Here is a 25,855-nt window from a genome sequence, read left to right on the forward strand (position 1 = left end):
ATTTTGTCGTATTTTTTTCGACTTTTTTGCACAAAAAAGCACGCACCTTTCGATGCGTACTTGAACTATTTTATGAATTTCTTAAGTTAATGACATTGGTGATAACTATGAACTGATAACTTCCTCATGTTATAATAGAGAAAATTAGTTATTTCTTAGAAAGGAGCAAAAATGGATCTTGAAAAAGCGCGGCGGGCGTTTAAGCGGAACCGGTTTGAATGCAGCATCTTCAAAACGAAGGAAGAAGCGGCGGAGTACCTGAATGGAAAAATCGACAATTGCACGGTAGGGATAGGCGATTCTCTCACCCTGGCGCAGATCGGTCTCTATGACAAACTGATTTCCCACAATACGGTTTATGACCTTCACCACCTGCCGCTTGCGAACTGGGCAGAAGCCACGGCCTCCGAAAAGAACGAAGCCTTCCTTGCCCAGGCGAGAAAGACCCTCACCACCGATATTTTCCTCTGCTCCGTCAACGGGGCATCGGAGACAGGAGTCCTCGTCAATATGGACGGTACGGGAAACCGGGTAGCAGGCTCCCTCTTCGGCCATAAAAAAGTCTATTTCGTACTGGGCAGAAATAAAATGGCTCCCACCCTGGAGGAAGCCATCTGGCGCACAAGAAATATAGCCGCTCCGAAAAACGTGATCCGTCACCGGTTCCTCTGCGGCTGCAGCGCCCATGGAGGGGACAAATGCTACGACTGCGGAGCCCCCGACAGAATCTGCAACGCCCTCGTTATTTATTATAAAAAAATGAGAAATACAGAGATGGAAGTCGTCATCATCGACGAAGACCTGGGATTCTAGTTGTTAGTTTTTAGTGGTTAGCCCTTAGTAATCAGCAGTCAAAAAAATTGGCCGGTCCCGGCCAATTTTTTTATGGTTCTGTATGCAAACCCGTCTGTGCAAAGCCCCCATATCTACTTGCGCCGCATCAGCGCCGCACCTTCCCGCGCCCCGCATCCCGCACCCCGAAATCTCGTTAAAGACTCCATCGGTGCATGTCGGGAACAGGGCTAAAACCCGAATACCGTAATTGACTCAAGCCAAATCCATGGAGAGATGACTCAAACTAACTCCCCAGCTGCTGCTGGTCATAGGCGAGAAGGGCTTCATTGATTTTATAAATATCATACACCCTGCGGGAGAGGTAGTAACGGACGATCACGTCCATCATCTGGCTCTTGGAAAGGCTGTAGCCTGCATACTCCAGGAGCGCCTCTGTTTCCGCCGTGGTCAGGCGAAGGCCTACGGCCAGGGCGAGGATGGTCTTTTTCTTTGGCAGGTACTTTGGATTTCTGATTTTCGAGAAAAGCCTGCGGTCTATGTTGGATGCCTTGTATACTTCCGGGTCCGTCATCCCTTTTTCATCGATGAGATTGGTCAGGGCTTTGGAGAAAGGGATATCCAGTTCGAAGGGAAGATGACCCCTCCTGTCCTTCGGTGAACGGAAAAGAGATTCCTCACAGGCCGCCTCGCCGGGCGCTGCCATTTCATCGATGGAGCGGAGCATTTCCTCTTCCGAAAGGCCCCTGACCGCCTCCATTGCCACGTCCGCGTTCAGGGGCTCCACCTGCAAAGCTTCTGAAGGTTCATCGGCCCTCCGGAGCATGCCGTTCACCAGAAGCCGCTGAATCGAGGGGAGCCGCCTGAATCTGGGCTTCGTGAGAAGGGTGAGGTACACCGTCATATCGGAATCATGATTTTTCAGGAAATTTACGATGGCCTTCTTTGCGATTTCCCGGGCTTCCTTCTCCGGATATCCGTAAACGCCGGCGGAAATCAGGGGAAATGCGATGGTCTCCAGTTTTTTCTCCTCCGCCAGGGTCAGGGCCGACGTGTAGCAGGATGCAAGGAGCTTCGCATCTTCCTTCGAACCGGTATACAAAGGTCCCGGCGTATGAATGACGTATTTCGCATCCAGCGCAAAACCGGGCGTGATCACCGCCTTCCCCGTAGGAACGGGCGCCAGTTTCGCGCAGGCCCGGGTCATCTCATTCACTCCTGCCTTGCGGAAAATCGCCCCGCACACACCGCCGCCAAAGGCGAGCTCATTATTCGCCGCATTGACGATAGCATCCACCTTCATGGTGGTGATATCCTTCACAATCGTAAAAAATGGCATGGAATCCCCTCCTTGTCGTATTTCCTATATTATAGCATGAAGAAAGGACAGGGGATGTCGCGGGCCGGGGACAATGGGAGTGATTAGTGGTTATCTTCAGCGCCTGTTCTGCCCGACGTAAAGGAAATGATTCTTCCGGTCCTGAAATCATTTTTTGAAAATCCACGAATTATATCTGCAAAAAAGTGGACAACGCCACTTTTTTGCAGATATAATAAAGAAAATAGTTTAACTCGGAGGTTCACATGGAAATTGAACGACCGCAATATTTACAGAAACTGATTCAAAAACAGTTTAACGGGAAAGTAAAAATTATCACCGGTATCCGACGCTGCGGGAAATCTTACCTGCTTTTCCATCTTTTTAAAAATCATCTCCTTCAGTCTGGTGTGAAAAAAGAGCAGATTATTGAAATCGCACTGGATGAACTGGACAATACTCCCTACAGAAATCCTTTTAAACTGGACCGGTTTATACGGGACCGCATAGTCTCTCCTGCCGTAAAATATTATGTTTTCATCGATGAAATCCAGTTTTCTTCAGCCATGAAGAATCCCTATACGGAAGAGGGGGAAAAAATCACCTTTGTCGATGCCCTCCTGGGTCTCATGAAGCTGGCAAATCTGGATATCTACGTTACCGGCAGCAATTCCAGGATGCTTTCCAGTGATATCCTCACCCAGTTCCGGGACCGGGGCGATGAAATCCATATGAATCCCCTGACCTTTGCCGAATTTTATGCCGCCACGCCGGACAAGATTCATGCCCTTCGGGATTACTCCATCTTTGGCGGTATGCCCTACCTTCTGGAACTAACAGAACCGGAAGAAAAAATTAATTATCTGAAAACCCTGTTTACCGAGACTTACCTTCGGGATATCATTGAACGCAATCATCTGAAAAACTCTTCTGAAATTCTGGAAATTCTTCTCGATTTTATTTCTTCCGCTATTGGTTCTCTCACAAATACATCAAAACTGGAAAGCCGATTCCAGTCTGAAAAACATATTTCCATCTCCCACTCAACCATTGCCCAATATCTTGCCTGGTTTGAAGAAGCCTATCTCATCAGCGGGGCCAAACGATACGACGTGAAAGGCTCCCGCTATTTCTCCACGCCCATGAAATATTATTTCACCGACATTGGTCTGCGGAATGCCAGACTGAACTTCCGTCAGGTGGAACAGACCCATACTATGGAAAATATGATTTACAATGATCTTATCAGCCGAGGATACAGTGTGGACGTGGGAGTGGTTCCCGTTCGAAGAAAAGAAGGAGACCGCCGGGTGAGCAGCCAGCTGGAAATTGATTTCATCGTCAATCGGGGAACCGGCAGATGCTATATCCAGTCAGCCCTGCGGATAGACAGCAAAGAAAAACAGTCCCGGGAAACTGCCTCCCTTCGCGAAGTAAAAGATTCCTTCCGAAAAATCGTGGTCCTCGGCGATGATATCATTCCCTGGCACGATGAAAACGGCATCTACTATGTAGGAATTCAGGACTTTCTACTCAAAGGACTGGAAAAAATATGAGTTTTATCTGCAAAAAAGTGGACAACGCCACTTTTTTGCAGATAAGACTCAATTCCTGCCTTCCCGGCAGGGATTTTATTTTGAGAATCAGAAAAACGTATGAAAAAATCGGTCCTATAACTTTCCGTCGCGCTTTCCCGCAGTCCGAAATCCGTTTTTCCATACAAAAAAGGCCGCGCTCCATATGGGGCACGGCCTTTTCCATTTCCAGAATAAAACCTCCGGGTAAAACGGGCAGAATCCACCTTATGTGCACCGGAAAACGGAATTCCGGCTGATCGATTTACGGCTGATTCTGTTTCTTTCTGGAGGTTTTTGATTTTTTTGCTGCGCAGCTGAGAATTTTCAGGCTCTTTCCGCTTTACCATTCTTCCCGGGAATGTACAGTATGGAAACCGGCGGAAAGCTTCTGCCTTTTTTCGTTCTCTGCCTATATAGTGCAAAAAAGGAAAAATATTTCATTAATTTTTCGTTAGAATTAGTCCGAATTGAATTCGTTTTCCAGCCCCGCCGGTGCAGACCATGACCCGTGCCAAAGAGCCGCCCTGCGCCGCATAAAAGCGCCCCTGCGATTGTAAGGGCACGCGCCTCCACGAACAACAATCATCTCATCCGTTTCTTTCCCTCAGGAGGCAGAAAAATTCCCATATAAAAACGGCGCCCCATATGATTTTCAGGGGCGCCACCTTCACTTACCACTTATCACTTACCACTTATAATTTTTCATCCAGCGTGAAGAACCAGATTTCATTATGCCGGTCCACAGGATCATTCTCCTTCAGGCCCAGTTTCACATTTCTATGAACTTTTCCGTCTTTATAAATATAGACTTTCTGATCCGCATCATAGGTATAGTCTTCCACGTCTGTTTCTGCCACCTGCGGGTCCTGCACGTCCACGGAAATACCGAAGTCGTTATCGTTCACTACGACGATGGTCTTTCTGTCCGGGAGCAGGGTGAGGCCTTCGGCTTTTTCCAGTTTCCAGCCTGCTTTCCTCATATCGAGAATGAGTTTCTTGGAAACCGGTTTCACATTTTTCAGGGTTCCCAGTTCCAGCTGTCCGTCGTCGGGGATCACCGTCGCTCCGGTGAGGTCGATTTCGTAAATCAGGTTCTGCATCTTTTTATTCTGCTTGCCCTGTTCGATGACGAGGAATTTATTATTTCCAAGGGGAGCGATATCTCCCAGCTTGGCTTTGCCGAAATCCTTGTAACCGCCGTCTACCTGATAGGCGTACATGGCCGTCTTTCCCGTTTCCGGATCCACGGTGAAAATGCGGCAGTAAGGGCTTGTCTTCTTCGTCTTCTTTTCCACGTCCAGCGGGGACTGCACGAAGCCCACGAGGCGTCCCTTTTCATCGATGGTCAGTCCTTCACTTCCCCGGTTCGGCACGCGGGAGGCAAGGATGGATGGAAGCCCGTTTCCCGGAGCCAGTTTCCGGATGATGCGGCCTGCCCGGTCTGCTTCCACCACGAAGGGTCCGTATTCATCAGAAATCCAGAAATGACCGATCCGGTCCACTGCCAGTCCCTCTGTATCGAGACCATTCGGGTCGGTGCCCAGATCTTTCAGGTTGAAATCAAAAGCTGTTTCTTTCGTAGAGCCCACAGAACCTTTCGGGATAGCTTTACCGGTAATTTTCTTTCCATCCACTGTTAAAGGTATGGAATCGGTGACAACTGCCTTTGTCCGGTCGGCACTCACATGAAGGATGCCTATATTCGGATTGAAAGAGGGGGCAGGGAAAATTTTGCCCGATTTTTTCTTTCCGCCCTTCACATACTTCGGCACGTCCCCGTTCGGTCCTCTGTCGGTAATGGTATAGAAATCGATGGATCCGTCTTCATTGACACTCTTTAAAGTCAGAGCAGAACCGTAGCCGGGGAAAAGTTTGTGATGAAATACTTCTTCCTTTCCTGCATAAGGAATGGGAAAAGCACTGGTATCCACAATGGCATGACGCACTTCCACCGCTTCTGCTGCATTCGTGAAAGAAAGGGGCGAAAGACAGAGAACTGAGAGAGATGCGGCCAGTAATTTTTTAGAAATAGACATGGTTACCTCCTTTATACTTTTTATTTTCAGTATACAGGGGCAATGTCAGAGACCATTCATAAAAAAGTCTATCCTGTGTAAAAAGTTTTTAAGGAAACAGGGCAGGCACGGGCACGATGGAAATCGTTTGTGACAATCGGCAATTCGCGCACGGCCGGGAATACACGCTGCCTCTCGAGCGGCAGGTACCGGTACAAGTTCGGCCGGGAATACAGGTCCATGTCGAAGTTGTAGAGTCACCGCCTGAGCAGGACCCTTGACAGCTCACTTGCGGGCCAAAGGCAAATAAAAATAGCCGCTTCCGGATTTTGACGCGGCCTCCGCCCCGTTCCCCTTATCCCTTTGCCCTGTTTTTCGGCCAGAGGCCCCATAAATACTTGCGGCCGCCAGGCCGCCACCTTCACTTACCACTTACCACTTGTTTTCTCGGCCAGAGGCCCGTGCGCGAAGCGCACTATATAAAATTGGTTTCCGCAGGAAACCATATCCACCCCGAAGTCCGAAATCCGAAAAGCGAAACTATCTCAGGTCATCCAATCTGACAATAGACTCCACTCCCTCACGCCCGATTCATCCGGCTGTCCATAAGGATTCCGAAGAGGATGATTCCAAATCCGGTCAGCACTTCCGGATTCGGGTAGAGTCCCAGAAAGAGAGCCACCCAGAGGGGGCCGAGGATCATTTCCCAGAGGGCCAGCACCGATGCTTTCTGTGCAGAAATCCGCTGAATGCCCAGGTTGAAGAGGCCGTAGCCTCCTGCCACCTGCACCACTCCCAGAATGATCATAATCATCCAGTCCCGGGCAGTTATCAGGGGAAGGGCTGCACCGGTGGAGGGAATGCAGGTGAAAAGAAGAAGGGCGATGAAAATATTTCCTAAAGCCGTAAGGCCCAGGGCATTTTCAGAAGCAGCCCGGGATGAGGCGATGCTCATGCCTGCAAAGAAGAGGCCTTCCGTGAGAGCGATCATATTTCCTTCCGTATCCGAATCACCGCTTCCGCCGGAACCCATGAAAAAGAGGACCCCTGCCATAATCACGGCAATGGGCAGAAATAAATGGGAATTGAAATGTTTCGTATGAATCGTCGCCAGGAGGAAGAGCCAGATGGATGCGGTGTACTGCATACCCACCGCAATGGCCGCACTGGTCATGGTGAGGGAAATAATGACGGAAAGGCAGAGCCCCAGGTAGCAGAGGCAGTAGAGGAGAAGCCACCCGTTCCAGTGAATTTTCTTCGGCCTGAGGAACGGAAGCAGCACACAAGCCGCAATGAGGGACCGCAGGGCACAGATCAGGAGCGGATCCAGAGTCAGATACTTCACAAAAGGAGAATTGAGACTCCAGCAGACAGCGCCTGCCAGGACAAGGAAAGAACCGGAAATATGGGGAATTTTCATAGTAACACCTTCTTTTTGCCTGCCGAGTCGACCTGAGGTTTTGCGGCATTCAAAACCGGAACTTTGGAGTATTCGTTTGGCCTGCCGATACGACTTGAGATTCTGCGGCATTCGAGTCCGGAGCTTTGAAGTATTCGTTTGGCCTGCCGATACGACTTGAGATTCTGCGGCATTCGAGTCCGGAGCTTTGAAGTATTCGTACGGCCTGCCGGTTCGACTTGAACTTCTGCGGCATTTGAGCCTGGAACTTTGGGGTATTCGTGTAGCCTGCCGATACGACTTGAGGTTTTGTGGCATTTGAGCCGGGAGCTTTGAAGTATTCGTACGGCCTGCCGAGACGACTTGAGGTTTTGCGGCATTTGCGTCCGGAACTTTGGGGTATTCGTGTAGCCTGCCGATACGACTTGAGGTTTTGTGGCATTTGAGCCGGGAGCTTTGATGTATTCGCAGAAGCAGTCATTAACTATTGACTATTAACCATTAACCCTGCTATCCTGTTTCCTCGCATGTATGGATTTCCAGTCATTTACCTTATTAGCCGTTAGCCATCAGCCATCAGCCATTACCAATTAACTATTATCAGCCATTCCGCTTTATAGAATTCTAACCACTAACCGCTAATCCCTAACCACGATTATTATATAATCATGATTATTTTTTATTTGCCCCCATTATATGCGTTATAATAAAGAAAGTCAATAATCATGATTAGAATTGGGAGGAATTCATGGAACCAGCGGCGAATGAGCAGAAGCTGACCATCCGGCAGCGGCGGATCATGGCTTTTTTTGTGGAAGCTACGGAAAAAATCCTGAAGGAGGACGGACTTTCCGGGGTGAATATCCGGCGCATTGCGTCAGAAGCGGGATATAACAGCGCTACCTTGTACAATTATTTCCCCGATCTGGAAAATCTCATCCTCTATGGGTCCGTGGGCTATCTTTATGAATACAATCTCCTTCTGGGCCAGTCCCTTTCTCCTTCCATGAATGCCCTGGAACGGTACAGGACCGTATACCGCTGTTTCAATCATTTCGCATTCAGGGACCCGGAGATTTTCTACAATATGTTCTTCGGCCGGTACAGTGAAGAACTGCCGGATGTCATCCGCACCTACTATGTGGACCTCTTCCCGGACGAACTGGAAGGCCTGCCGGAGGATATGAAGCGCATGGTCATCCGCGGGACGCTCTCAGACAGAGATAGAATCGTCATGAAAAGCCTCGTGGAGGAAGGATTTGTGGCCGGAGAAAAAGCAGAACCCACCCTGTCCATCATCGTGGCCCTCCACGAAAGCTATATCCACAAAGCCTGCCTCACGGGAAATCAGAAAGAGCGGGACGAACTGAACCGGAAATTTATGGAACTGTTTGAGTATGTAATGGCGAATGCGAAGTAAACAGCAGTTAGTCGTTAGCAGTCAGTTTTTAGTTCATAGTGGAAATCAATTTTCTAACAGCCGCCGGAACACCCGGTGGCTCTTTTATATGATTGGTGAAAATTTTTATTTCCTCCCATATAAAATTCTGCGCTGCAAAAGCAGCGCCACCTTCACGAACAACGAACCACGAATCACGAAATCTCGTAAACGGCTGTACCGGGGCGTGCCGTAGTGAGGCTAACCCACGAATACCGCAGCTGACTCAAAACAAGAATCTCGAAATTGAGACATTCCGTCTGATCTGACAAAAGACTCCAACAATTTCCCCTTTACAGCCTTTCGCGAAACATCTACACTAAAGACAGATATGGAAAGGATGTGTTTCCTATGGATAACGCAAGACATTCCACCTGCCTGGCGGCAGGACTTTTTCCCCATCCGCCCATTATGATTCCGGAAATCGGCGGACGGGAGCTTGAGAAAATGGCCGTGACCATTTCCAGCGAGCAGGAAGCGATGAGGGAAATCGTGGCAAAAGGTATCGAGACGGCCGTAGTCATTTCGCCGCACAACCTCTGTTTCTACGATGCGCCGGCCATCTTTGTGACAGACGTCATTTCAGGAAATCTTTCCGCCTTCGGCCGGAGCGATATTTCCATGAATCTGGAAATAGACCGCATGCTCTCCGAGGCTATTGTGAAAGAAGCATCACCGGTCATCCCCCTCCACCGGGTGGATCAGGCGGAGGCCCGCCGGTACAATAAGGCGCTCTCCGTAGACTGGGGCACCTTCGTCCCCATGTACTACCTCATCAAGGCAGGCTTTACGGGAAAAGTGGTGCTCCTCTCCCCCTGTTTCTCCAATTATGAACTGAATAAAATCCTGGGAGCCGCAGTGGAAAGGGCCGCCTCGAAACTGGACCGGAAAATAGGCATCATCGCCTCCGGCGACCTTTCTCACAGACTTTCGAAAAATTCGCCCAATGGCTACACGCCAAACGGAATCGTTTTTGACAGGGCAGTCATGGATGCCCTCACGAGAAGGGATATGAAGCCCCTCACTTCCATGACCGAAGAATTCATCGATGAAATAGGCATGTGCGGCCTGCCGTCGGTGTATTTCCTCTTCGGCGCACTGGGAGACCGGAAGGCAGAACGCCCCGTGACCTCTCACGAAGGACCTTTCGGCGTAGGTTACGGCGTATGCCTCTACCTCCCAGAGACCGATTCTTCCGATGAAAAAGCTCACGACCTGCGGGTACTTCTGGCAAAAGAAAGCATCCGCCGCTACCTCAAAACAGGAAAAATCATGAAAACCCCGAAGGACCTTCCGCCGGAAATGACCGAAAGACACGGAGCCTTCGTCTCCCTCCATGAATTCGGCGCGCTGCGGGGCTGCATCGGAACCTTCCTTCCCTCCTACAAAAATCTGGCGGAGGAAATCATACACAATGCAAAAGCTGCAGCCATGGACGACCCCCGCTTCCCGGAACTCGAATCCTACGAGCTGGAAGACCTGACCATTTCCGTAGACGTCCTCTCCGAACCGGAACCGGCGGAAGAGAAGGATCTGGACCCGAAGAAATACGGAATCATCGTAGAACGGGGCGGAAGAAGAGGCCTCCTCCTCCCGGACCTCGAAGGAGTGGATACAGTCAAGCAGCAGATCTCCATCTCCAAACGGAAAGCAGGCATCCCCCAGAGCGAACCGGTGAAACTGTACCGGTTCACGGTGAAGAGGTATTTTTAGTGGTTAGTGGTTAGTGCTTAGCGGTTAGCGGTTAGAATTCTACAAAGCAGAATGGCTGATAATGGTTAATAGTTAATGGGTAATGGGTAATGGTTGATGGCCGATAGTGCCTCGGTCCTCAAGTCGTCTCGGCAGGCAAACGAATAGCCGGAAGTTCCAGGCTCGATTACCTCAATCACACCAGACGCATCGACAGGCCATTCGAATACCTCAAAGTTCCAGACTTGAATGCCTCAACCGGACAAGTCGAACCGGCAGGCCACACGAATACCTCAAAGCTGCCCGCTCATTTGCCTCAACCGGACAAGTCGCACCGGCGGGCCAAACGAATACCTCAAAGCTGCCCGCTCATTTGCCTCAACCGGACAAGTCGCACCGGCAGGCCATACGAATACCTCAAAGCTCCTGCCTCAAATGCCTCCAACCGACAAGTCGTACCGGCGGGCCATTCGAATACCTCAAAGTTCCAGACTTGAATGCCTACAACCGGACAAGTCGAACCGGCAGGCCATACGAATACCTCAAAGCTGCCCGCTCAATCGCCTCAATCGGACAAGTCAATCTGGCAGGCCATACGAATACCACAAAGCTGCCCGCTCATTTGCCTACAACCGACAAGTCGCACCGGCAGGCCATACGAATACCTCAAAGCTGCCCGCTCATTTGCCTCAACCGGACAAGTCGTACCGGCGGGCCATACGAATACCTCAAAGTTCCAGACTTGAATGCCTCAACCGGACAAGTCGAACCGGCAGGCCATACGAATACCTCAAAGTTGCAGGCACAAATGCCTCAAACACCCCGGCCGCATCGGCAGGCCATACGAATACCTCAAAGTTCCTGCCTCAATTGCTTCCAACCGACAAGTCGAGAAGGCAGGCCAATATAGAAAGGAGTCATCATGGAAAGCGCATTTTACAAGAAGCTCTCTGGCGGCACGGCAGTCTGTGAACTCTGCCCCCATCACTGCCGCATTCCTCCCTCCGGCACCGGCTGGTGCCGGACGAGGAAGAATGACCATGGGGAATTGAAAACCATCACCTATGGTCTGGTCGCCTCGGTGGCCCTGGATCCTATCGAGAAAAAGCCGCTGGCTTATTTCCATCCGGGTTCCATGATCCTCTCCCTGGGAAGCGCAGGCTGCAATTTCTGCTGCAGCTTCTGCCAGAACTGGGAGCTCTCCCAGTCGGACCCGGACATGCGCCCCTTCACGCCCAGGCAGATCGTGCGCCTTGCCCGTTCCCTCTATGCGGAAGGAAATATCGGCGTTGCCTGGACCTACAACGAACCCACCCTCTCCTATGAATTCATCCGGGATACGGCACCTCTCATCCAGGAAGCAGGCATGGTGAACGTGATGGTCACCAACGGCTATATCAATCCGAAACCGCTGGAGGCGCTGCTCCCCTATATTTCCGCCTGGAACATCGACCTCAAAGCCTGGGAACCCGCCTTCTACAGCGCCCTCTGCGGCGGACAGCGGGATGCAGTCCTCTCCACCATCAAAACCTGCGCCAAAGTTTCCCACGTGGAACTGACGAACCTCGTCATCCCCGGCGAAAATGACAACCTTGGCCAGTTTGAAGAAATGTGCAAATGGATTGCCGATATAAATCCGGAAATCCCCCTCCACATCACCCGCTTCTTCCCCCACTACAAGATGACCGACCGGGAGGCTACCTATATTTCCACCCTCGTCTCCTTCGGCGTAACCGCGAAGAAATATCTCAGCCACGTGCAGATCGGCAACGTAAGCGGAGGAGAACTCCTCATGCACGGATGGAAGAATGAATCATAGATTGGCAGTTAGCCGTTAGTATTTTTTGAAATACGAGCCGCTCAATATGGCGGGAGTTACTAACTACCAATCACTAACAACTAACAACTTTTATATCAACCCGTTACCCTGTAATCGTTGCGTTTGCCAGAAAGAAGGACATCTTATGCTTCCGAAATTAGAACCCATCATCAAAGAACACGCCAATGGCGGCAAGGGCCATCTCATCATCGAACCCATCCTTTCCCCGAAAGAAATGGGCGACAAGTGCCGCCTCTATGCTCATGTGATCATCCCCAAAGGCTGCTCCATGGGCGTCCATCAGCATAAAGGGGATGGAGAATGTTACTACATTCTTTCCGGCAGAGGCCTCTACACCGATGATGACAAAACCTATGAAATGGGACCCGGTGACGCTGCCTTCTGCGAAAGCGGCCACTTCCACGGAATCGAAAATATCGGAGATGAAGATCTGGTCATTATGGGACTTATCATTTATAAATAAGTTCGAGAAGTTAGTAGTTGGTTTTTAGTAAAAGGGCCCGCCTCCGGTGAGGAAGCGGGCCTTTTCTGTGGGAGGAGGAAATCCGGCTGTCTTCTACATAGATCGTCCGGATTCTCTTTTCATCTAATGGAATGAATAAAATTATTACATATTTCCAAAATTACTCTCGATAAACAGATTTAAAAAGTGCTATAATAGCAGTAATACACATAGACACCTTTAAATTTTATATCGGCCCTGCGCCGTATTTCCAAAGGGGGAAACATTTATGGCACTGAAAGAATTCGAATTCGGTTTTGGCAAAGGCACCCAGAAAGTCAAGCTGCCGGAAGAACATATCATTGATGTGCTCGAAGGCAATCCGACTCCGGCCTGCGATGTGGAAAAAGCAACGCTCGACTGCATGAGAAACCCGATTGGCAGCAAGCCGCTGCAGGAAGTCGTTTCCAAAGGCGACAAAGTCTGCATCGTCTGCGCAGATATCACCCGCACCTGGAACCATTCCAACCAGTTTGTTATTTACATCGTCAACGAACTGAACCTGGCAGGCATTCCGGATGAAGACATCTGCATCCTCTTTGCCCAGGGCACCCACCGCGCACAGACTCCGGCAGAAGATATTACCGTAGTCGGTGAAGAAGTGGCAAAACGCATCAAACTGTACCAGCATAACTGCCTGGACAAGAATGAACTCGTTCATGTAGGCGATACAAAGCTGGGAACCCCGGTATGGATTAACAAACATGCGGTAGAAGCAGATAAAGTCATCGTCGTAGACGGCATTACCACCCACCTCTTTGCAGGATACGGCGGCGGACGCAAGCTGATCCTCCCGGGCGTAGCCGGTGATGAAACCATTCAGATCAATCACTGCCATGCACTGGGTGAAAAATTCGGTTCCGGCATCAACCCGCTGACCCGCTCCACCCTTCTTGACAACAACCCTGTATCCGACGATATGCAGGAAGCTTCCGACATGATTAAACCTTGCTTCCTCGTTCATTCCGTAACCAACTCCGAAGGCAAGATCTGCCGTATGGTAGGCGGCGACCCCTACGAAGCATGGCTCGAAGGTACCAAAGAAGTCTACAGAATCCAGAAAGTTCCGTACACCGAAAAATGCGACGTATGCTTTGCCTGCGCCGGCGGTTATCCGAAAGACGTATCCCTCTACCAGGGCTGCAAATGCTATGATCCTTCCGATGTAGTCACCAAAGAAGGCGGTATCATCATTGCTATCATGGAAGCCAGCGATATTCATGAACCGCCGGCTTACCTGGGAAGCTTCAAATATGAAACCGAAGCAGACATGGAAAAAGCTCTCCGTGAACATTTTACCATCCCCTTCTTCGTTGCATTCAACCTCTTCTGCATGACCCACCGTTACCATATCATCCTGGTTACCAAACCGGAAAACTTCGAAGAAGTAAAGAAGACCAACCAGACCCCTGTAGGCACCGTAGCCGAAGCCTGGGAACTGGCCCAGAAGATTTTGAAAGAAGAAGGCAAAGAAGACTATACCATCACCCTCTGCCCCCACTGCGCATCCATCGTTCCTTTCAAAGACTGATTTCAGGAAACAGGATTTCATCAAAAGCTCCCGAAAGGGAGCTTTTTTCATGGAAACATTCCCGCCAGCTGCAGGACGATGAAACAGAAAAAGTTAGCAGTTCTCAGTGAAGGATACGCCCTGCGGGTGCAATTTATATATGAATCTCAAGCCCTCATCCGGCATGAAACAAGACCTGGTATTATCAGGTTCATATCAAAACCCCGGCACTCGCCTGTGCAGATTCCCCATAAATACTCGTGCCGCGAGAGCGGCACACCTTCCCGCCATCCGCCATCCGCATTCCGAAAACCGTATCTGGCTTTCACCATGGGGTATATTATGAAACAATTATAATTGACATTTTTTTCATTTCTGACTACACTAAAAGAGTATGAGTGGAAATACGAAAGGAGGGAACGGCCATGCTGAAAGCTTACAAGCACAATGAAAATCACCTGCTCTGTGAGGTCCCGCTGGAGCAGCTGGAGAAAGGCTCCTGGATCAACTGTGCCGCTCCTGACATAAGTGAACTGAATCAGCTGAATGAACTCACCGGTATCCCCGTCGACTCCCTGCAGACCGCACTGGATAGAGAAGAACGGTCCCACGTGGAACTGGAAGACGATTACATCTTCGTCGTAGTCAATACCCCGGTAGTCCTCGAGACCGATGCCTACGACGCACTGCCGCTCGGTATCTTCATCACCCGGCAGTACTTCATCACCGTGTGCCTCGAAAAAAATATGGTCATCCAGAAATTCCTGGCCAACTCCTTCACCTCCTTCCAGACCTACAAGAAGACCCGCTTCCTTTTCCAGATTCTCTCCCAGGCCTCCTCTGCCTTCCTTTTCTACCTGCAGCAGATCTATAAAAAGACAGACGTGATCGAAACGGAAGTCAGGAAATCCCTGCAGAACAAAGAACTCTTCCGCATGCTGGAACTCCAGAAATCCCTGACCTACTTCAACTTCGCCCTTCACGCCAATGAAAACGTAATGGAACGGCTCATGCGTCTCCGGAACAGCCCCCTGCATTCGCTGCTGAAAATGTACGAAGAAGACGAAGACCTTCTGGAAGACGTAATCATTGAAAACAAACAGGCACTGGAAATGGCCGAAATCTATACGAACATTCTGGCCTCTATGATGGACTCCTTCTCCTCCATCGTATCCAACCGCCTGTCCCAGATCATGAAATTCCTCACCTCCGTCACCATTATCCTCGCCATACCGACCCTGATTTTCTCCCTCTGGGGCATCAATGTGCCCGTCCCCTGGCAGGAAGCAGCTATCGGCTTCTGGGCAGTCATCGGAATCGGAATCCTGGCCACCCTCATCGTATCCTTCGTGCTGTATAAGAAGGATATGCTGTGAGCCCTGGAAACGATTATCCCACTTTTCATCAATTCCTTTTCCCCAATCGTTGTTCGTTATTCGTTGTTCGTTCTTCGTCAATTTGGCGCCTTGAAACCATGTAGGCGCCTTTTTTATTGGGAAATACCGACCATCAAAAACAGCCCAGCAAATGATAAGTCTCAATTCCTGTGCTGTCCGAACAACAAAGAACGAAGAACGAATAACGTTTTCTACCATTGGATTTCGGATTTTTATCACATATAGAAAAATTCCAATTTCTCTATTGACATCATCTAAAATTTACGATATACTATATTCAACAGATAGAAAATAATCAATGAAACAAAATTTCAAACCGAAATACCCATTTCTCCTCATCCATTCACCTTCCTTTGAGAGAAATGTCCACATATCCACCTTTCATCCGGCACCGCCGGAGAACATAATCATGACGGACTGCTTTTACACCTTCCTCTGCAGCCCCATGTGAACATATACCATCCAACCTCCTGAAAAATCCGCAGTTTGCGGATTTTTTACATTCCGGGAAGTTGCAGGGCCCCAGCAATGCATTTACAATAAGAATCAAAGCAGCAATAAATGAAAGGTGATTTTATGAACGTACTACTGACAGGCTTTGAGCCTTTTAACAATGAACTGATGAATTCCTCCTGGGAATCCGTGCACCTCCTGGACGGGCTATCCACGGAAGGAGCACTCATTCATTCCCTGAAACTCCCCACAGTCCGGGGCATCTGTATGAACCAGCTCCTCGAAGGCATGGCAGCTTATGACCCCGAAGTCATCATCTGCGTGGGAGAAGCAGGTGGAAGAAACTGCCTTTCCCTGGAACGGGCGGCCATCAACTGCGATGATTATTTTTCACCCGACAATGGCGGAAATCAGCCCGTAGACGAACCCATCATGCCCGGTGCTCCTGCCGCCTATTTCTCCACCCTTCCCATCAGGAAAATCCACCAGGCCCTCACCACCCTGGGAATTCCTGCGGAAATATCCAATACCGCCGGCACCTTCGTGTGCAATCATCTCTTCTACAGTCTCATGGATTTCCTGTCCCACAGCCGGAAGAAACGACTGGGCGGATTCATCCACGTCCCCTACCTCCCCTCCCAGGCCGCCCGCCTCACAGGGATGCCCAGCATGTCCCCCGAAACCCTCTCCACCGGACTGATGATGGCCATTACCGTAACAGTCAGAGAACTCCACTCGCCTCGCCTGACTGACGAACCATCTTCCCGATAATCCCGATACCCCCGAGTCCCCCGATATCCCCGATTCAAAAGTTTTCGAAGATAAAAGTTTCCATATAAAACCGGCGGGCCATCCAATTCGGATGCCCGCCACCTTCACTTACCACTTACCACTCAAAATCAAAAAGCCCGCCTTTTCACAAGGCGGGCTTTTATTTCCATACAATTACTTATAAGATTCCATCAGTTTCTTGAAATACGGCAGGGACCGTTTGATCATTTCCGGATCCACGCAGTAGGATACGCGGACGTAGCCGGGGCAGCCGAAGGTATCGGTGGCTACGATGAGGATATTGAGTTTCTTGGCTCTTTCCATGAAGTCCACGGAATTTCCGTCCGGCGCTTTGACGAAGAGGTAGAAGGCCCCTTCCGGATAGACGCATTCATAGCCCAGGTCTTTGAGTCCGTTATAGATGAGTTTTCTGTTTACATCGTAAATGGAGACGTCAGACGTCTTTCCGAGGCAGGCGAGGACTACTTTCTGGAAAAGGTTCGGCGCACATACGTAGCCCAGCGCTCTGCCGGCTCCGCAGACGGCTGCGTACAGTTCATCATGCTTGTCACATTCTTCCGGTACCAGGATGTAACCGATACGGTTGCCCGGCAGCGACAGGGATTTGCTATAGGAATAGCAGATGACTGTATTTTTATAGTACTTCGGTACGTAAACGATGGGCAGTCCGTCATAAATGATTTCCCGGTAAGGTTCATCGGAGATGAGGTAAATGGTGTGACCCAGCTCAGATGATTTCTTTGCCAGGAGTTTTCCCAGGGCTTCGATGGTTTCCGGAGAATAGACAGCACCGGATGGGTTATTCGGGGAGTTGATGAGGACAGCTCTTGTCTTTTCGGAAATAGAAGCTTCCAGGGCGGAAAGGTTCAGCTGGAAATGCTCCGTATCGGCAGGAACAATGACTTCTTTTCCGCCGGCAGAAGTGATGAATACGGTATATTCCGGAAAGAAAGGAGCATTGACGATGATTTCTTCTCCCTCTTCCTCAATCAGTGCATGAAGAGTGATGGCCAGGGACGCAGAAGCGCCGCAGGTCATGTAGAAATCGCTGCCCTTTACATTGGCTCCGTAAGTCTTATTCATGAAATCGGCAAGGCCCGCACGGACGGAAGGATCACCGGCTGCTGCGGTATAGCCGTTGATTTCAAGAGAAGTCTTCGTCTTTTCCATATCGATGACCGCTTCCGGCACACAGTCCGGAGCCGGTACCGTCGGATTTCCGATGGAAAAATCAAATACGTGGTCCTTCCCCACAATCTTTGCCTGTTCCTGGCCATAATCGAAAAGGTCGCGGATGACAGAACGATTGGAACCTAATGCATACATTCTTTTATTTGCCATACAAAATCCCCCTTTTGTGATTTCCTGTATTATCGTTCCCGCGGTGTCCTTTGTCAAGATGGAAATATGGGAAATATTGACAAACAGACTGAACGTAACGGAACTTTCTTTTTCAGCAGCCTTTGAATCGGGAATTTCGGGATTATCGGGAATCCCGGGGCTGTCGGGAAGGTGTGCCGCTGATGCGGCACAATTTTTTATTGGGACTTTACACGGACGAGTTTGAAATACCCATACCAGTCGTAATGACTCAAAACTCTCATGCGTTACGTAGTAAAGTTGTCAATGAAGTTGATGGAACATGATTGATGCTTTTTCTGCACTACACATTCAAGTCGAAAATGCGGAAAAAGCCAAATCAAAACTGCGGCGCCCATGAATTTGCGCCGCACCTTCCCGAGCCTCCCGAAATGACCCCCGATACTCCCGGCACCCCCGATTCAAAAGCTTTTAAAATGACAGTTCCCACATAAAAATCGCTGGTTTCACTGAGAACTGCTGACTAAGAACCGATAACCGCTCCATAAAGTTATGGTACAATATACATATCATTTACTGACAAAGGAGCAAGCCATGGACGTTTTTGAAGAAATATGGAAAACCGGTACCTATGATATGGAGAGTCCTGCCGCCGGAGCGGTGCGTCAGGAATTAGGGCGCAGCGCCCAGCTCTGCTGGGAAATCAACGGGACGGATCCCCTGTACCATGGGGAAATCAATGATCTCATCCGGGAACTTCTGCCCGAATTTCCGGAGGGCTCCGTCATGGTGCCTCCCTTCCACATCGATATGGGCCGTTTCATGTATGTGGGAAAGAAATGTTACATCAACTACGGCCTTTCCGTCATGTCCCTGGGAGGAGTCATTATCAAAGATAATGTGATGATTGGTCCCAATGTGACCATCCTCACTGTCAACCATGATCCGAAGAAACTCACCATCATCCATCCGTCGCCGGTCATCATCCAGAGCAATGCATGGATCGGCGCAAACGTTTCCATTCTCCCCGGAGTCACCATTGGAGAAGGAGCGGTCATAGGCACCGGTTCCATCGTCACCAGGGACGTCCCCGCCCATGCCATAGCCGTAGGAAATCCGGCAAAAGTGGTGAAATATGTGGGGTAGCCGGTAGTGGTTAGTGCAGATCGGTAGAAATGAAAAGTGCCTCCCCGTGGAATACGGGGAGGTTTTATAGTGGAAAATTTTCTTTCCCGTTCATTCTGAAATTGCCGGGCCGCCTCCGCATGAGAACGCTGCGCTCCCTCCGCTTCCCGCGCACGGCCGGGAATACACTTTGTCCCTCGGGCGGAGATGCACGTGCAAGTGCGGCCGGGAATACAGGTACAAGCCGCAAGTGTAGAGCCACCGCCTGTCTACACCCCTTAACAGCACAAGTGCGGGCAGCAGCCCGTGCGCGAAGCGCACTACAAAAATTGGTTGGCGGAGCCAACCATATCCTTCCCTTTCCCCTTATCCCTTTTCCCTTTCCCCTTTGTTTTCCGCCCAAAGGCCATATAAAAAAGCGCTGCAACGGCAGCACTGGATTTACGAATTTTGAAACTGTCACTATGAGGTTGGCCCGCAAACCGTGATTGACTCATTCCCACAGAATCAGTCCATGAAATCAATTTATTTCTTCATCCCCACGAACCACTGCATGCCTTCATCGAGGCAGCCGGCTGCGTCTTTCTTTGTAGGAGCCATTTCCTTACCCAGGGCGAAGAAGCGGGCACCGGTGAGGGCTTTCTTGAGAGAGCGGTCTCCTGCGGTGAGGTATTTCCTTGCTTCCTGCAATTTGGCGGGATAGGTGCGGACGTAGTCCGGGATGTTTCGCGGATCTCTGGAATGGAGATAGGTACGGATCTGGAGGGCTTTGAAATATTTGTCCCGGTAATCGGCGGGTACTTCCGGCAAAAGGACGAAGAGGGTATTCTTCTCCCGGCAGGAGCGGAGCGCCAGCACGTCTTTCTGCATGTAATCCGGCGTGAAGACCTGGATGAAAAGGTCAGGCGGCGTGCACTGACGGATGATCTGATCATTAAATACGGCAGTGAAGAAATATTCTCTATCCTTCTCTCCTGCCGGATGAAAACTGCGTTTCCGGTAAAGCGCGATGAAAAGGCTCTGCCCGATTTCCATGGCCAGTTCTACAGGGCTGACCACGATTTTTTCTACCAGATGCTGCAACTGTTTCTCATACGCTCCCAGTGCGAGCTGAGGACGTTCTGGCCGTCCCCCGATAACAGCCTGTCCCATATGAACCCTTCTTTCCTGTCTTATCCATCAGGTTGAAATTTAGAACTTCATTTATTACTTTCAATCATGATTCTATTTGTATTTATATTTTATTATCTTCAAAAGAAAATGTAAACAGGAAAATACGGACTTTTTTAATTTTTATTTAGCACCCGCTTTAAATTTATGATTATCTGTGATAACTAAGTGCTTAAAATTTTCCCCTTGGTAAAAACCTTTTTTGTTTCCAGTAAAATCGATACAAACTCCGTGTCCTGCCCTTTCTTTTCCCCTGATGAAATGTCAAATAGTCAAAGAAACAGTCCTTCAAAGATACGGATTTTTTCCATAAATCCATCGGATGAAAACGAACTGCCCGGCCGGGAAATTTTTTCCGGGCCGGGCAATTATAACAGATAAATAAAATTTTTAAACGCCGATCTTCATCTGCCGCTTCGAAGGATCGTCTTACTCTCCATAATTTTTCAGCTTTTCCACGTCCAGGATGCTGACCCGCCTTCCGGTCCTTTCGATGATTTTTTCATCTTCCAGCTTCCGCAGTTTCCTGGACATGGTTTCCGGTGTAGTACCCAGGTACAGGGCGAGGTCTTTCCATTTCATGGGCATGGCCAGGTCTCTTCTTTCTCCCCGGTCATGGTACAGCTGGAGGAGCCATGTAGCCAGGCGGGGACCTACGTCGTCCATAAGGAGGAAACGGGCCTGGTTTTCCAGCGCTTTCATACGGCGTGCCGTAATTTCCAGAAGCTTTATGGAAAGGGAAGGTTCTTTCAGGAGAAGGCGATCGAAATCTTTTTTCGCCAGTACGCAGACTTCGCTGTCTTCCAGGGCCTGGATGTATATGTCTTCATTCACTGCGCCAAAAAGTCCCGTTTCACCCGTATAACTGCCGGGACGGATAATGCGGAGGAGCTGCTCTCTTCCTTTGGCCGACAGCTGGTATACGCCCAGAAGGCCTTCCGCCACGATGAAGAGGGCTGCGCCGTCTGAAGCTTCAAGAAGGGTCTCTCCTTTTTTATAGTCACGCCGGCGCACCAGCTTTTCGATGCTTTCCTGCCCTTCCTCCGGAAGCTCTCGGAAGAGGGGAACCGCCGCTACACAATGTTCAGCCATAGATATCCTTTCTCAGGGCAGAAAATTCATCCTGTCCAAGTAAATTAATATTTAACGCTCATTATTTTCTCTAATTATTCTATTAATTATTAATTATATTATAACCTATAACGCAAAAAGAAGGGTAATTTTATCCCCTTCTTTTATCATTTTTATAAAATTTTAAGTCTTTACTGGAATTCCCGGTTCTACTCCTCCGTCAGGAGCAGGGCAAATTTGAAATCTTTTTCCGCTTTCAGGCTGTGGCGGTCTCCTTTTTTCATGGCTAAATTTTCTCCTGCCTTCAGGGTAAAGGTCTTTCCTTCCCTTGTGACGAATCCTTCTCCGTCCAGGCCGAAGAGGAGAGCATCCCCGGGAGCCGCGTGTTCCGCAAGGGATGTGCCGGCAGCAAGGGAAATGACCGCAAAGTGGACCTTGTCCGTTTCGATGAGGCTCCTGTTGATGATCCGTCCTTTGCTGTAAGGCACCAGATCTTTCAGTGCAAATATTTCCTTTTCTTGAATCTGATTCATAGTGATATCCTCCTTAATGAAACCAATTTCCATATAAACCGCATCTGTCTCTGCCCGGACGGCCAGCGCCTCCTTTGGCGCAGACAGGTAAAAATCTCCCGCCGAAAGGTGGAAATCCTTCCCCTGGCGGATGGTGAGCCGCCCCGAAAGCAGGTAGAAGAGGTGCCGTCCTCCATAGGACATCTCGCTGATTCCCGTACCCTCGCCCAGGGAGAAAATGAGTCCGTACATCTCCTCATTTTCAAAAAGCTTCCTTGAAATCGTGCAGCCCGCTATGGGCGGATTCTCCTCTACCAGTGAAAAAATATCTCTATCCATAAATTTCAGTCCTTTCTTTCTGTTTGACTATAGTATAAACGGAATCGCAGGAAAAAGAATTGATGGATATCAAGTTTTGGAAATATTTTAACTGCCCCGCGCACAGGCGGCAGGATAACGCTGCGCTCCCCCGCTCTACCGCGCGCGGCCGGGAATACTCCTTCAGGAATTGGGGATTAGGGATTGGGGATTGGGGCTCAGGCACGATGAAAATGGTTTGTGACAATCGGCACAACGCGCGCGGCCGGGAATACAGCTGCAAGTCGAAATTGTAGAGCCACCGCCCGGGTACAATCCCGGGCACCTATTATGCGGGCCAAAGGCCCCATATATACTCGCCGCCTTCAAATTTTTAGGCGGCCACCACCCCTTACCTCTTTCCCCTTTCCCACGGTTTCCGGATAAATGCCGCATAAAAAAATCAGCCCCGCCCTGCCCGGTCGGGACTGCCGAAAATCGATTACGCTAATCACTAACCACTAATCATTCCCATTTATTTCCTTCATCATCTCATATACCGTTTCCATGGGAAGGCCCACTACATTGTCGTAGGAGCCGGAGATGCCTGTGACGAGAAGTGTCCCTATGCCCTGGATGCCGTAGGCTCCGGCTTTGTCCATGGGTTCGCCGGTGGAAATATAGTTCCTGATTTCTTCGTCCGTCAGATTTCTGAAATGGACGGAGGTGGTAATTACGCGGAGGAGTTTCCTCTCTCCCCGGATGAGGGCGACCCCTGTCTTTACGAGGTGGGTCCTGCCGGAGAGGAAGCGGAGCATGGCAAAAGCATCGGATTCATCCTTCGGCTTGCCCAGGATTTTTCCTTCTGCCGTGACGATCGTATCTGCCCCGAGGACGGGAAGACCGGCCCCGGTCCTTCCCGCCACGTCGGAAGCTTTGCCCAGCGCATTTTCCGCGCATACCAGGTCCGGCCCCTCAAAGGGCGCAAGAAGGGAATCCGCCCCTTTCCTGGCAAGCGCTTCTTCGACTGTGGAAACTTCATGAAAGTTACTTTTTTCAATATCCGCCGTCCATCCGATCTGATGGACCAGCTCCCTCCGCCGGGGAGAGGCGGAAGCCAGAATGATATGCATGGGACTGCCTCCTTATTTCTTTTATTTTTTCTATTATTATATAAGGAAATAGAAAGGGAAGGAAGAGGGGCGTCAGAAGCCGGCGTCCGGCTTCATGGAGGGCAGGCGAGCAGCAGGACTTTTCCGGCATCCGGTCCATCAGGGGAAAGAGCCGCCAGCCATGACCTGCAGCGGGAAGAAATATTTCAAATCATCTGCGCTGCCGGTTTTACGGGCAAAACTTTTGCCCGCCGGAGACTGCCGGCTGCCCTTTACATCTTTTCAAATTTAAAGTACCATAAGTGTATCCAGAAATCTGCGATTCATTCCTGATAAGGAGGTATTTCCATGTCTATGAAAGTCATTTCCACGAAAAAAGCGCCGGCCGCCATCGGCCCTTACTCCCAGGCTTACATTGCAGGCCCCTTCCTCTTTACTTCCGGCCAGGTAGGCTTCCTTCCGGAAACCGGCGAGAAGGCCGGTGAAACCATCGAGGAGCAGACAGAACAGGTGATGAAAAATATCGCTGCCCTCCTCAAAAAGGCAGGCACCGACTTTGACCATGTGGTGAAGACCACCTGCTTTCTGGCAGACATGGGCGACTTTGCCACCTTCAACGGCATTTATGAGAAATATTTCACTTCAAAACCGGCAAGAAGCTGCGTGGCAGTGAAAGACCTGCCGAAGGGCATGCTCTGCGAAGTAGAGCTGGTGGCCTATCTGAAATAAAAAATAACCGGGCATCTGCGGCCGCGCTTCCTCATGGGGCGCGGCTTTTTGCCGCAAAAGGAGCGCCCTTTGAGGCGAGTCTTGTGCAGCCGACAATTTTCCATCATTGACGGATTCTTTACAGAGATTCAGAGGAAAAGGGGCAGGCAGCCTTCAGGGGCCCTCTTTCCGGGGTAAATGTATACCCTGTTTCCATACAGAATCGTTAAAAAGCTTCCGGAATTTGAAGGTTCTCTTTCAATTTCGAAAAAATTCCTTACTTTTTGTAAATATTGTATAAAAGTTATACACTAATGCAATTTCGTTATGATACAATATGGATAGATATTCTATGTTCTTTCTGCCCGGAAGATGCCTGATTCGGGAGCAGGTTTCGCGGGGGAAGAAGTAGAACAGTGATTTTATTTCAGAAAGGAAGGGATTAATTTGAAGAAATGGTTAAAGTGGCTTTGCTGCCTCATCGCAGGCCTCTTCATGGTGACCGCCTTTGCCGGCTGCGGCGGCGGTTCAGGCTCTGAGAAAGCGGCAGCCAAGGAAAACGGTAAGACCGTCGTTACGTTCTGGCATGTATATACCAAGAACTTCGGCGCTCCTGTCATTAAACAGATGGTGGATGACTTCAACAAGTCCCAGGACAAGATCCTGGTGAAGGAAGTCTACAACCCGGATATGTACCCGGGCCTGATGAAGAATCTGCAGGCTGACGTGGCATCCGGCAAGTCTCCGTCCATCGCCATGATCGGTTACAACTATCTGGATTATTTCAATGAAAACTTCAAGTATGTTTCTCCTGTAGACCTGGAAAAGGCTTCTTCCAAGGATAAAGATTTCCTGGAAAAGAATTTCCTCCCCAACGTCCTCTCCCTGGCAAAGGTAAAGGATAAACAGGTAGGTCTCCCGTTCTCTATTTCCGCACCGATTATTTATTACAACCCTGACCTCTTCAAAGCAGCAGGCCTTGACCCGGCCAAACCGCCGAAGACCTGGGCTGAAGTGAAGGCGGCTGCAAAGGCCATTCACGACAAGACCGGCGACTATGGTTTCTACATGCAGGAATACAAGGATAACTGGGCTACCCAGGGCCTTCTCACTTCCAACGGCGCATCCATCCTGAAAGACGGAAAGGCTGTCTTTGCTTCCAAAGAATCTGAAGAAGCTTACAAGCTCTATGCAGATATGGTGCTGAACGACAAATCCGCTCTCCACATTGCAGCCGATGAAGGTATCGCTTCCTTCTACAGCGGAAAAGTGGGCATCCTCATGGGCACCTCCGCAAAGATCGGTACCGTTACTTCTTCCTCCAAGTTCAGCGTCATGGCTACTCCGTTCCCGGCCTTTGACGGAAAGAAAGTACAGATTCCGGCAGGCGGCAACTTCCTGGCTGTCACCGCACAGTCCAAAGAAGAACAGCAGGCTGCCTGGGAATTCATCAAGTTCATTATGCAGCCGAAATACCTGGCACAGTGGACCATCAATACCGGTTACCTGCCGCCTCGTCAGGACGTAGTCGAAGATCCGGCAATCAAAGAAGCCATCAAGAAGACTCCGGCCCTGAAGGTTGCCTTTGATGAACTGCCGACCCTCTCCCCGTGGGTATCCTTCCCGGGCGACGTAGGCGTCAAGGCTGAAAAGATGTTTGCCGACGTTCGTGATAAGATTCTGAGTGGTGAAGATCCGGCGGCTACGCTGAAGAAAGCGCAGGATGACCTGAACGCCCTGCTCAAGAAATAATCGCGATTTTACAGCAGAGGCCGCTTGATTCAAAGCGGCCTTTTGCTTATTTCAGGAGAAATC

The 25,855-nt window shown here is 49.9% G+C and carries 21 protein-coding genes; 12 read left to right on the forward strand and 9 right to left on the reverse strand.

The genetic code is table 11. From position 1 onward, the window contains the following. Positions 1–171 precede the first annotated feature (171 nt). Positions 172–813: a lactate utilization protein gene (locus QZN42_RS05460; RefSeq protein WP_296955021.1), complete on the forward strand. Its 642-nt coding sequence runs from the start codon at positions 172–174 to the stop codon at positions 811–813. A gap of 265 nt (positions 814–1,078) precedes the next feature. On the opposite strand, the gene QZN42_RS05465 is transcribed toward QZN42_RS05460, so the two are convergent. Then, positions 1,079–2,131, reverse strand: a complete 1,053-nt coding sequence (locus QZN42_RS05465; RefSeq protein WP_296955025.1) for a macro domain-containing protein — start codon at positions 2,129–2,131, stop codon at positions 1,079–1,081. A 245-nt stretch (positions 2,132–2,376) separates the two neighbouring features. Between QZN42_RS05465 and QZN42_RS05470 the strand changes: the two genes are divergently transcribed. Continuing rightward, positions 2,377–3,666: an ATP-binding protein gene (locus QZN42_RS05470; RefSeq protein WP_296955027.1), complete on the forward strand. Its 1,290-nt coding sequence runs from the start codon at positions 2,377–2,379 to the stop codon at positions 3,664–3,666. On the opposite strand, the gene QZN42_RS05475 is transcribed toward QZN42_RS05470, so the two are convergent. From QZN42_RS05475 to QZN42_RS05485, 3 genes are all read right to left on the reverse strand, one after another. Next, a complete protein-coding gene (locus QZN42_RS05475; RefSeq protein ID WP_296955030.1) occupies positions 3,630–4,034 on the reverse strand; it encodes a hypothetical protein in 405 nt (134 codons plus the stop codon). The genes QZN42_RS05470 and QZN42_RS05475 overlap by 37 nt on opposite strands. A gap of 345 nt (positions 4,035–4,379) precedes the next feature. Continuing rightward, entirely contained in the window at positions 4,380–5,723 is a 1,344-nt protein-coding gene (locus QZN42_RS05480) for an esterase-like activity of phytase family protein (protein WP_296955033.1), read from the reverse strand. 559 nt (positions 5,724–6,282) lie between these two features. After that, a complete protein-coding gene (locus tag QZN42_RS05485) occupies positions 6,283–7,122 on the reverse strand; it encodes a DMT family transporter (protein ID WP_296955035.1) in 840 nt (279 codons plus the stop codon). A gap of 727 nt (positions 7,123–7,849) precedes the next feature. On the opposite strand from QZN42_RS05485, the gene QZN42_RS05490 reads away from it, so the two are divergent. The 7 genes from QZN42_RS05490 to pcp all read left to right on the forward strand — a co-directional run bounded on the left by QZN42_RS05490 (position 7,850) and on the right by pcp (position 16,704). Next, a complete protein-coding gene (locus QZN42_RS05490; RefSeq protein WP_296955038.1) occupies positions 7,850–8,521 on the forward strand; it encodes a TetR/AcrR family transcriptional regulator in 672 nt (223 codons plus the stop codon). Between the two features lie 369 nt (positions 8,522–8,890). Further along, a complete protein-coding gene (gene amrA, locus QZN42_RS05495; protein ID WP_296955041.1) occupies positions 8,891–10,252 on the forward strand; it encodes an AmmeMemoRadiSam system protein A in 1,362 nt (453 codons plus the stop codon). Between the two features lie 901 nt (positions 10,253–11,153). Next, positions 11,154–12,050: an AmmeMemoRadiSam system radical SAM enzyme gene (amrS, locus tag QZN42_RS05500; RefSeq protein WP_296955044.1), complete on the forward strand. Its 897-nt coding sequence runs from the start codon at positions 11,154–11,156 to the stop codon at positions 12,048–12,050. A 145-nt stretch (positions 12,051–12,195) separates the two neighbouring features. Next, entirely contained in the window at positions 12,196–12,534 is a 339-nt protein-coding gene (locus tag QZN42_RS05505) for a cupin domain-containing protein (protein WP_296955047.1), read from the forward strand. Between the two features lie 268 nt (positions 12,535–12,802). Next, positions 12,803–14,104: a nickel-dependent lactate racemase gene (gene larA / locus QZN42_RS05510; RefSeq protein WP_296955050.1), complete on the forward strand. Its 1,302-nt coding sequence runs from the start codon at positions 12,803–12,805 to the stop codon at positions 14,102–14,104. Positions 14,105–14,508: 404 nt separating this feature from the next. Then, positions 14,509–15,459, forward strand: a complete 951-nt coding sequence (locus tag QZN42_RS05515; protein WP_296955053.1) for a magnesium transporter CorA family protein — start codon at positions 14,509–14,511, stop codon at positions 15,457–15,459. Between the two features lie 597 nt (positions 15,460–16,056). Continuing rightward, complete coding sequence (gene pcp, locus QZN42_RS05520; RefSeq protein ID WP_296955056.1) at positions 16,057–16,704, forward strand: pyroglutamyl-peptidase I; 648 nt, start codon at positions 16,057–16,059, stop codon at positions 16,702–16,704. 174 nt (positions 16,705–16,878) lie between these two features. Here pcp and QZN42_RS05525 read toward each other — a convergent pair whose 3' ends face one another. Continuing rightward, on the reverse strand, positions 16,879–18,066 hold the full coding sequence (locus QZN42_RS05525) for a pyridoxal phosphate-dependent aminotransferase (protein ID WP_296955058.1): 1,188 nt from the start codon (positions 18,064–18,066) through the stop codon (positions 16,879–16,881). A gap of 573 nt (positions 18,067–18,639) precedes the next feature. On the opposite strand from QZN42_RS05525, the gene QZN42_RS05530 reads away from it, so the two are divergent. Then, positions 18,640–19,191 (forward strand): sugar O-acetyltransferase, encoded by a 552-nt coding sequence (locus tag QZN42_RS05530; protein ID WP_296955061.1) that lies wholly within the window; start codon positions 18,640–18,642, stop codon positions 19,189–19,191. Between the two features lie 504 nt (positions 19,192–19,695). On the opposite strand, the gene QZN42_RS05535 is transcribed toward QZN42_RS05530, so the two are convergent. The 4 genes from QZN42_RS05535 to QZN42_RS05550 form a co-directional block, all read right to left on the reverse strand. After that, complete coding sequence (locus QZN42_RS05535) at positions 19,696–20,322, reverse strand: hypothetical protein (protein ID WP_296955064.1); 627 nt, start codon at positions 20,320–20,322, stop codon at positions 19,696–19,698. Between the two features lie 447 nt (positions 20,323–20,769). Next, entirely contained in the window at positions 20,770–21,432 is a 663-nt protein-coding gene (locus QZN42_RS05540; RefSeq protein ID WP_296955067.1) for a Crp/Fnr family transcriptional regulator, read from the reverse strand. 188 nt (positions 21,433–21,620) lie between these two features. Next, on the reverse strand, positions 21,621–22,262 hold the full coding sequence (locus tag QZN42_RS05545) for a cupin domain-containing protein (RefSeq protein WP_296955071.1): 642 nt from the start codon (positions 22,260–22,262) through the stop codon (positions 21,621–21,623). 479 nt (positions 22,263–22,741) lie between these two features. Then, positions 22,742–23,353 (reverse strand): nucleoside triphosphate pyrophosphatase, encoded by a 612-nt coding sequence (locus QZN42_RS05550; protein ID WP_296955074.1) that lies wholly within the window; start codon positions 23,351–23,353, stop codon positions 22,742–22,744. 333 nt (positions 23,354–23,686) lie between these two features. Between QZN42_RS05550 and QZN42_RS05555 the strand changes: the two genes are divergently transcribed. Next, positions 23,687–24,061: a RidA family protein gene (locus tag QZN42_RS05555; protein ID WP_296955105.1), complete on the forward strand. Its 375-nt coding sequence runs from the start codon at positions 23,687–23,689 to the stop codon at positions 24,059–24,061. Positions 24,062–24,487: 426 nt separating this feature from the next. After that, positions 24,488–25,792 carry an ABC transporter substrate-binding protein gene (locus QZN42_RS05560; RefSeq protein WP_296955078.1) on the forward strand — a complete coding sequence of 435 codons (1,305 nt, stop codon included), beginning with the start codon at positions 24,488–24,490 and terminating at the stop codon, positions 25,790–25,792. Positions 25,793–25,855 lie beyond the last annotated feature (63 nt).

Origin of the sequence: uncultured Dialister sp. (genome assembly GCA_900314595.1) — a bacterium.
In the GTDB taxonomy this organism is placed as follows: Bacteria; Bacillota; Negativicutes; order Veillonellales; family Dialisteraceae; genus Dialister.

Coding starts and splice junctions, on each gene's coding strand:
- QZN42_RS05535 (WP_296955064.1), bottom strand. CDS start 20,322: ATGGGACAGGCTGTTATCGGGGGACGGCCAGAACGTCCTCAGCTCGCA.
- amrA (WP_296955041.1), top strand. CDS start 8,891: ATGGATAACGCAAGACATTCCACCTGCCTGGCGGCAGGACTTTTTCCC.
- QZN42_RS05550 (WP_296955074.1), bottom strand. CDS start 23,353: ATGCATATCATTCTGGCTTCCGCCTCTCCCCGGCGGAGGGAGCTGGTC.
- amrS (WP_296955044.1), top strand. CDS start 11,154: ATGGAAAGCGCATTTTACAAGAAGCTCTCTGGCGGCACGGCAGTCTGT.
- QZN42_RS05485 (WP_296955035.1), bottom strand. CDS start 7,122: ATGAAAATTCCCCATATTTCCGGTTCTTTCCTTGTCCTGGCAGGCGCT.
- QZN42_RS05470 (WP_296955027.1), top strand. CDS start 2,377: ATGGAAATTGAACGACCGCAATATTTACAGAAACTGATTCAAAAACAG.
- QZN42_RS05490 (WP_296955038.1), top strand. CDS start 7,850: ATGGAACCAGCGGCGAATGAGCAGAAGCTGACCATCCGGCAGCGGCGG.
- QZN42_RS05480 (WP_296955033.1), bottom strand. CDS start 5,723: ATGTCTATTTCTAAAAAATTACTGGCCGCATCTCTCTCAGTTCTCTGT.
- QZN42_RS05540 (WP_296955067.1), bottom strand. CDS start 21,432: ATGGCTGAACATTGTGTAGCGGCGGTTCCCCTCTTCCGAGAGCTTCCG.
- QZN42_RS05525 (WP_296955058.1), bottom strand. CDS start 18,066: ATGGCAAATAAAAGAATGTATGCATTAGGTTCCAATCGTTCTGTCATC.
- QZN42_RS05555 (WP_296955105.1), top strand. CDS start 23,687: ATGAAAGTCATTTCCACGAAAAAAGCGCCGGCCGCCATCGGCCCTTAC.
- larA (WP_296955050.1), top strand. CDS start 12,803: ATGGCACTGAAAGAATTCGAATTCGGTTTTGGCAAAGGCACCCAGAAA.
- QZN42_RS05515 (WP_296955053.1), top strand. CDS start 14,509: ATGCTGAAAGCTTACAAGCACAATGAAAATCACCTGCTCTGTGAGGTC.
- QZN42_RS05530 (WP_296955061.1), top strand. CDS start 18,640: ATGGACGTTTTTGAAGAAATATGGAAAACCGGTACCTATGATATGGAG.
- QZN42_RS05505 (WP_296955047.1), top strand. CDS start 12,196: ATGCTTCCGAAATTAGAACCCATCATCAAAGAACACGCCAATGGCGGC.
- pcp (WP_296955056.1), top strand. CDS start 16,057: ATGAACGTACTACTGACAGGCTTTGAGCCTTTTAACAATGAACTGATG.
- QZN42_RS05460 (WP_296955021.1), top strand. CDS start 172: ATGGATCTTGAAAAAGCGCGGCGGGCGTTTAAGCGGAACCGGTTTGAA.
- QZN42_RS05545 (WP_296955071.1), bottom strand. CDS start 22,262: ATGGATAGAGATATTTTTTCACTGGTAGAGGAGAATCCGCCCATAGCG.
- QZN42_RS05475 (WP_296955030.1), bottom strand. CDS start 4,034: ATGGTAAAGCGGAAAGAGCCTGAAAATTCTCAGCTGCGCAGCAAAAAA.
- QZN42_RS05465 (WP_296955025.1), bottom strand. CDS start 2,131: ATGCCATTTTTTACGATTGTGAAGGATATCACCACCATGAAGGTGGAT.